General features: G+C 27.5%; 3 protein-coding genes. All 3 read left to right on the top strand.

The features are described 5' to 3' along the window. Positions 1-144: 144 nt before the first annotated feature. Positions 145-1251 (top strand): FemAB family XrtA/PEP-CTERM system-associated protein, encoded by a 1107-nt coding sequence (locus ACYQ11_RS21800; RefSeq protein ID WP_459925946.1) that lies wholly within the window; start codon positions 145-147, stop codon positions 1249-1251. 20 nt (positions 1252-1271) lie between these two features. After that, positions 1272-2423, top strand: coding sequence for a glycosyltransferase (locus ACYQ11_RS21795; RefSeq protein WP_459925945.1), 1152 nt, complete (start codon positions 1272-1274; stop codon positions 2421-2423). Further along, a partial coding sequence (locus ACYQ11_RS21790) for a GNAT family N-acetyltransferase (RefSeq protein ID WP_459925944.1) occupies positions 2416-3034 on the top strand: 619 nt, incomplete at its 3' end. The genes ACYQ11_RS21795 and ACYQ11_RS21790, both read left to right, overlap by 8 nt.

Below are 3034 nucleotides of genomic sequence, written 5' to 3'. Positions count from 1 at the left end.
AAATAATCCAACTTTCGGGAATGGAACTTAAGGGGTGAAAATTTAGTCTATCTATCTGAATTTATTAATAAATGACTTGATTTCCCGGTCTGTTCATGTATAGTCAATTTACGACAAAACACAATAATATTAATCAGCACTATTATGAATAAAAATATAGTAATTAAAGAACTCTCAAACAAAGAATTAGTTTATTGGGATCTATATGTGAAGCGGAATAAGAGCGCATTGCATTATCACCTGTCAGGTTGGAAAAGTGTTATTGAAGATGTTTACAATCATAAAGCATACTACATAGCCGCAATTGAAAAAGACGCTTATCAAAATGAAAATTTGTTAAATGACAATAATATTGTTGGAATTTTACCGATGATATTTATCAATCATTCATTATTTGGTAAAAAACTCACTTCTATCCCCTATTTTGATATAGCTGGTGTTATAGCTGAAAATAGTTTCATTGAAAATTCTTTGATAGAGTATGCTATAAAGATATTATTTAATATTCACGCCTATGATTTAGAATTAAGACAAAATAGACAGATAGAATATTTTAAAAATATAAAGTATAATAATTATTACTGTGAAACAAAAACGGCTAAAGTATCTATGTTTTTAGATTTACCACAAACATCTGAAGAACTTTTAGGTTCGTTTAAATCAAAGCTAAGAAATCAAATAAAAAAACCACTTAAAGAAGGGTTAAAAACAAGAATTGGTTGGGGCGAGTTATTAGACGATTTTTATAACGTATTTGAAATGAATATGAGAGACTTGGGATCTCCAGTTCATTCCCATAAATTTTTTAAGACGATTATTGAAAAATTCAGAAAACATTCAAAAATTTTTGTTGTATACAAAGGACGACAACCTGTTGCTTCATCGATAGTTCTTGGGCACAACAAAACACTACACAATCCATGGGCTTCATCCTTAAGAAAATTTAGCAAGCTAAGCCCAAATATGTTGCTCTATTGGGAAATGCTTGAATATGCTTGTGAAAATCATTACGAAAGGTTTGACTTTGGAAGATCGACAAAAGGAGAGGGGACATATAAATTTAAAAAACAATGGGGTGCTGAATCAGTACAATTATATTGGAATTGTATTTCTTCAAAAGAAATGCCATTTGGTTCTCAAACTTCTGAAAGAAGTTATTTTCAAAACTTAGCTATTAATTATTGGAAAAAATTACCTGTTTCTATAAGTAGTTATCTTGGGCCAAAACTCAGAAAATACATTGATTTATAATTCTCTTTGGGAGTTGCACTTTGGAAATTTTATTTTGGATTGTACTTTTCATTTTGGTATATACATATATTGGTTATTTTATTGTTGTTATAGTATTAGGGACCTTTCTTAAAAAGAAAATATATAAAAAAGAAATAGTTCCATCTGTAACGTTAATCATTACAGCTCATAATGAGGAAAATTGCATAGAAAAAAAAATTATAAATTGTTTAGAACTTAATTATCCCAAAGAAAAAATTATAATAATGGTAGCTTCTGATTGTTCAACCGATAATACCAATAATATTGTAAGAAAATATTCGAATTTTGGAGTGAAATTATATGAACAGAATCAAAGACTTGGTAAAACATCTGCACAAGAAGGGGCTATTAGGCAATCAGACTCAGAAGTCATTGTATTTTCAGATGCCTCAACTATTTACCATAAAAATGCTATAATTGAATTGGTAAAAATATTAAATGATAAATCAGTTGGTTGTGTCGGTGGTTATGTGAAGTTTATTGATTCTGATGATGATATTTTACTAGACAAGAGTAAAGGGGTTGCATTTACTGATATTGAGCATTTGCTTCGTCAATATGAGACAAACATATTTAGTACTATTAGTGTAAGTGGTTGTATATATGCTATTAAAAAAGATTGTTATCAAAAAATAGATAACAGAATTACTGATGATTTTGGTGTCCCTCTAAATATGTTTATGAGAGGTTATAGAGTAGCTTTTGAACCTAATGCAATTGCATACGAAAGAAAACAGGATCACGAAATAAATAAATCGAGAAATATTAGAACTGTTAATCAAGGTTGGGTGACTGTAAAGCTGCTAAATTTTTTTAATATGTTCTCATCAAATAAGAAGCGTATTTCTCTTATATTATTCATGGTAGGAAGTCACAAAATACTAAGGTGGCTTTCGTTTATTCCACTTATATTATTATTGATAACAAATATATTTGTTTTAATTAAAAATACTAATATGTTTTTTTATGTTTTTTTTATATATCAAATAGTTTTTTACGGATTATCATTGTGGTCCTCATTTAGAAAATTTAATAATGAAATTCTGAATTTACCTTTCAAATTTTGCTTATATCAATATTCTGCTTTTTTAGGATTTGTTAAATTTGTTATAGGTGAAAAAATTGTTGTATGGGATAGTAGTAATGAATGAAAAAATTTTGATTTTCAAAAAATTCATCGAAAATGAGGGTATGAATGATTTATACAAAAGAATATTTCAATTTATATCTAGATGTATCTACCAAAAAACTAACGTATTTATATATATAAAACAACTTGAAATAGCCAATAGGGAATTTGAAGTTTTCGAAAAAAATTTATGTATCCGAGAGGTAAAATATGATGATTTAGAAAAAATATTAAAAGCTAGCTATCAAAGTAGAAATGAAATTATTGATAGATTTGAAAAGCATAAAAGATGCTTTGGTGTATTCGTTCGTAATGCATTAGTTTCATATATGTGGGTAACGAGTGGCAAAGAATTGATTCAAGAAGTTGGCTATCATTTTAAAACACCAAATAATTGTGTTTACATATATAATATCCGAGTTAATAAAGATTATAGAAGAAAAGGCTTTTTATTACTTATGTTAAGTTATGTTTTGAATATTATGTGTAACGAGGGTTATAAATATGCCTATTCAGCAATTTTATCAGATAATGTCGGTTCAAAAGCAGGACACACAAAAGTAGGTTTTGTAAAACAATATGAAATTAAATGTTACAGAAAATTATTTTCAAAAAAAATTAAAGTGAATCATG

This window comes from Desulfatiferula olefinivorans, assembly GCF_054657895.1.
Note: the sequence above shows the minus strand (reverse complement) of the source record. Positions and strands in the feature narration are given on the sequence as shown.

What these genes read in the sequence shown, in the direction of transcription:
- ACYQ11_RS21800 (WP_459925946.1), top strand. Translation starts at nt 145, where the DNA reads ATGAATAAAAATATAGTAATTAAAGAACTCTCAAACAAAGAATTAGTT.